The organism is Microvirga sp. HBU67558, from assembly GCF_018069605.1.
In the GTDB taxonomy this organism is placed as follows: domain Bacteria; phylum Pseudomonadota; class Alphaproteobacteria; order Rhizobiales; family Beijerinckiaceae; genus Microvirga; species Microvirga terrae.
The window spans coordinates 1-4,791 of record NZ_JAGPUP010000377.1 but is presented as its reverse complement, the minus strand read 5'-3'; the positions used below and the strand labels follow the sequence as shown (position 1 = coordinate 4,791).

Genomic DNA, 4,791 nt, shown 5'->3' with positions numbered 1-4,791 from the left:
GTTCTTCCGTATACCGCGATCTCTTCATGGCACTGACCCTCCTCAAGGATCAAAATGCCCGGAAAAGTTGTCCTCGGAATGGACCAGTTTGATGGGTCAGGACCAAGCTTGAAGCGCTTGGGTTTGGTGGTCCAGGCTCAGCGTTAGCTTTCGCCGGCTCCTGAGCCCTGCGCCAGTGGCGAAGGGCTTATCCGCAAAGCATATTCCTGCGGCGTTTGGTTTCCAAGCGCCATGTGAGGGCGGCTCTCATTGTAGTCCCTCCGCCAAGCCTCGATGATCCGCTTGGCCTCCGCGATGGTCTCGAACCAGTGCAGGTTCAGGTATTCGTCCCGCAAACTGCCGTTGAACGTCTCGATATGGGCGTTGTCGGTCGGCTTGCCGGGCCGGGAGAAATCAATCCGGGTGCCATGATGATAGGCCCACAGGTCGACCAGATGCCCGGTGAACTCGGTGCCATTGTCGGCAAACAGGTACTGGGGGCCCCGCGCTGGCCCACCAGACGGTTGAGCACCTCGACCACGTGCTCGCCCCGCAGCCGCTGCCCGACCTCGATCGCCAGCTCCCTCGCGCGTGAACAGGTCCATCACCGTCAGAGCCCGAAACGTCTGGCCGGTGCTGAGTGCATCGTGGACGAAGTCGAGGCTCCAGGCCTCGTTGGATCGCTTCGGCTGGCAGCGGGCTTGGCGTTGAACGACCATCTTGCGCCGCCGCGGCTGCTTGCTGCGCGGGGCCAGCCCTTCCTCGCGGTAGAGCCGGTAGATTACATTCCGCCCAACCGTCCAGCCCTCTCGCTTGAGCAGGATGTGGACGCGCCGGGAGCCATAGCGCACCCGCGTGCGCACGATCTCGTGCATGCGCTGACGCAGCTCGAGACGCGGATCTGCGATCAGCGGCTTGCGCTGGGTCGAACGATGCTGACCGGTCAGGGCACAGGCCCGCCGCTCGCTGTAGCCGTGGGACGCTTGCACGTAGCGCACCTCCTGCTTCAGGAGCGCGGGCCAGGGGAACTTTTTTGACAGAACGTCCTGCAGCACGGCTTTGTCAAGGCTGAGCTCGCGCACCTGGTCCGACTCGAGGCCCGCGTACTGCTTCTTCCAGCGATAAAACGTCTGCTCCGAGATGCCGACCTGCCGGATCAGATCGGCCACCGGCAGCCCCAGCTCCGCCTGCTTCAGTGCCGCCACGATCTGCTCGACCGAAAACCGCTTCTTGCGCATGGCGACCCCCCTGAGCCCCCAAGGAAATTTGCCGGTCAGACTAACACAGCGGCTGGACCACTGCGCCCGTGTCACCTCAGCGGCGACGCTTCCAGACATCCAGGATGAGGTCAACCGCGGAGAGAACCATGACGCGACAGCTGATATCATCCGAACTGACGGAAAGGGCCGCTCAAAGGGCTTGACCAGAAGCCCCAGAATAAGAGAACAAGGCCACACTGGCGTAGAGGACCACAGGTGCCGATCTGGCGAGAAGCAGTCGAGCAGCGATGGTGTGTCTGATCTGTGACAAAGGCGACGACGTCTCGTCCAACTCTTAACGCGTGCGTCGGGCCGCTCCGGTTAAGTCCGGTGCCACTGAACACACAAAAAGGCACAGGTCGAGCCTCCCTCAGACGGGTCTCACAGCAATATTTTTGCGGTTTTATACCGTGCATGGCACCAAATTTGCGTGGGAGAATTGGAAAGGCGGTGGGAATACACCGGGCTCGATTCGTGGGTGACGCCTTAGCTAGCCTGCAAGCTGTTAACTGGATGAAGCGCGCACAATAAGCAGTTCGGCAACACAGCGAAAGTCAGCATTATGGTGGGGTATCTGGTGTAGAACAAAGGAAGTTGGACTATGTCTGGCGCTTTCGAATGGTCCGATCGCACCCCGTCAATGAAAACGCAACGCGATGAACTCGACGGTGCGTTCTTCCGCAGCCCATTCAGCATCTACGTCGATCGTAGTGTAGGGGCGAATGCCAGAACTGTCGCTATTCTGCGAGACGCGTTGATGCTGCGGGCTAAACGTAGTGGCGAACTGGCTTCCATGCGGCTACCAGAATTCTTGGCAACCGGTGAACGTCTCGCCATAGGTCTGCGAAATCTGTATGAAAACGGACGGCTTGGGGAGTACTGGACCGAATACATCATAGACGCGATTGATCGCGCTTTACTTCTACTCAATACTGTACGAGAGAGTGGCGACATCTTCCTCGATCATGAGGCGGCGGGCTGTCCACCGGTGCTTTTCTACAAGTACGACGCCATTATGGACGGACGGGAACTTCCGCTAAAATCCAACTTTGTATTACTACGACTTATTCCTCCTCAGGATGTTACCACCGACCCGTCCCGCCGGCCATTTGTTATTGTCCCTCCGCGAGCCGGACACTGCGTGGGTGTCGGCGCCCACGCAGCCGATAGTCAGGCCGGCGTCGCATTGCGCGAAGGCCATCCCGTTTATCTGGTGGCCTTCCGTCGCGAGCCGGAGCAGGGTCAGCAACTCTCCGATGTCGCCTATGCGCAAGCCGCCTTTGTTCGGGAAGTTATGCGCCGGCATCCGCGTGCCCCTCTCCCGGCAATCGTTGGTAACTGCCAAGCTGGCTGGGCAACGCTCGTGCTGGCCGCAACAAACCCTGACTTGACAGGACCCATTGTCATCAACGGGTCGCCGGTGTCGGCTGTATCGGGGAACATCGGCGATAGCAGTTTCCGCTACATTGCCGGCATATTCGGGGGCGTATGGATACCGATGTTTCTATGCGACCTCGGCAACGGGATCTTCGACGGCGCCTATCTAATACAAAACTTTGAACTACTCAATCCCGAGAGCCGGCTGTTCCTGAAGTACGCTGAGATTTATCGCGACGTTGACACGGCGCGCGAAAGTTTCCTAGCAAGGGAGAAGTTGTGGGGCAGTTTCTGCCTGCTGCACGAGAATGAGATCTGCTGGATTCTAGAGAACCTGTTCATCGGCAACCGGCTCGCCAGAAACCGGGCCAATCTAGTATCGGAGCGTCAGCACATCGATCTCAAGCAGATCCGCGCGCCCATCGTCGTTTTCACCAGCCATGGTGACAACGTCACTCCGCCTCAGCAAGCTCTGAATTGGATCACAGATGTTTACCAGAACGAGGAGGAGGTCCGGGTTCGCGGCCAACGTATTATCTACATGGTACACAATGACGTCGGGCATCTCGGAATTTTTGTATCTTCGAGAGTTATCAATAGGGAGTTCAATCAAGTCGCCACCATTCTGGAAGCGATCGAAACGTTGATGCCCGGGCTCTACGAAATGTGCATCAAAGATGTTGAAGAGCATGATGGATGCAAGCACTTCAGCGTTGAACTGGTCAGCCGCACCTTCAAGGATATTCGTGCACTTAACGACAGCTATCGGGACGAGATTCCTTTCAACGCTGTCGACCACACATCTCGGATTCAGGCCCAGATCTATCATACAGTTGCTCGTCCGTTCATCAGAGCTGCAGTCACAAACCTCACAGCCGAGGCTAGCCGAAGTCTCCACCCGAAACGCTTATCGCGAGCGCTAATGTCTTCACAGAATCCGATGATGGTTGGCGTCCAGTCTCTAGCCGAGCAGGTTCGACGCAATCGCGCAAGGGCCAGAGCGGAAAATCCGTTCCTCATTGCAGAAGCACTATATGTCCAGCACGTCGAACAGGCGATGATCTTCTGGCGCGACCTGCGCGAGATGATCTATGAACTGGTGTTCCACAGCGTGTGGAATAATCCTTTGCAGCACTACCTTAGCAGCCCCTCTAAGGTGAATGCGAGGCAACCGGTGCTTGGAGAACTGCGGTCATGCCCCGACGTTTGCGATGCGCTCGACGCAATCGCAACTGGCGGCTTCATCGAAGGCGTCACTCGCATGGTGACGCTGCTTGCTAACGATCGCGGGGGTATCCGCGGCGATCGTCTGGGCCGCTGGTCCCGCATATTAATCCAAGACGAGCCATTCCGCTCTCTACCTCGTGATCGCCTGACCTCAGTCATTCGCCAGCAAACTACTATCGCCACATTTGAACGGGAGCAGGCCATCGATACCCTACCGTTGCTACTGAATGATCGCCAGCAGCGGCGTCGCGCCTACCTCCTTGCATGCTACGTACTCGGCCCCGTCGCGGAAATGGAGCCGAGCACGGTTGACCTCCTACGGCAGTTCGCTCAAGTGCTTAACCAGCCACCAATCACTGGCGATGTCACGGAGAATCCTTTGGCGGATACGCGCGCGGGCTGAAGTGCGGATGCTTTGTCGTGAGAAGACGAGGACGGTGTGTGCTTTTGAGGCTGGCGAGTAATTATCTTCCTTTCAGAGGCACTTCCCCGTTCGGCGGTTTGAGGTTAAGCGCGCTCAGGCCGTCCGCGATCCCAATGTCCGACGTCACTTGCACGCCCTTGCTTCTCTTCGGGATCAGCTCTGTGGCTGTCCCAGTATGGGGGCAGAAGAATAAGGCCGCCCAATCTGCTGCGCGTTCTGATTGCGCATGACGCCACCGAGACGGTGTTGTCACGTGAACCGGCATTGGGCGCATTGAGGCAGATTCGGCCGCATGACAGTTTCAAGAGGCAACATTCGCCGCGACTTTCCACTCCGCCATCGCGCTGAGGCGGTGAAGGTGGGTAGCGCGGGCAGAGCGGCGGGAGCGGGGTGGAACGAACAGGTTGCGGACGGCAGAGAACCCGTTGACGAACCTCTGCAGCCCTCCGGCAGATCGAAAGGCACCGTTGCAGTAACTTGAAAAGGGCATAACGGACCCCGTCGAACGGGTCATTCAGGCTGCAA

At 58.1% G+C, this 4,791-nt stretch carries 2 protein-coding genes; one reads left to right on the top strand and one right to left on the bottom strand.

Features of this window, described 5'->3' with window-relative positions:
- Positions 1-143: 143 nt before the first annotated feature.
- The gene (locus KBI52_RS02230) at positions 144-1,217 is read right to left on the bottom strand and encodes an IS3 family transposase (RefSeq protein WP_247654129.1); all 1,074 of its coding nucleotides are present in this window, start codon (positions 1,215-1,217) and stop codon (positions 144-146) included.
- A 622-nt stretch (positions 1,218-1,839) separates the two neighbouring features.
- On the opposite strand from KBI52_RS02230, the gene KBI52_RS02225 reads away from it, so the two are divergent.
- The gene (locus tag KBI52_RS02225) at positions 1,840-4,245 is read left to right on the top strand and encodes a DUF3141 domain-containing protein (protein ID WP_247654128.1); all 2,406 of its coding nucleotides are present in this window, start codon (positions 1,840-1,842) and stop codon (positions 4,243-4,245) included.
- The last annotated feature ends 546 nt before the right edge of the window (positions 4,246-4,791 follow it).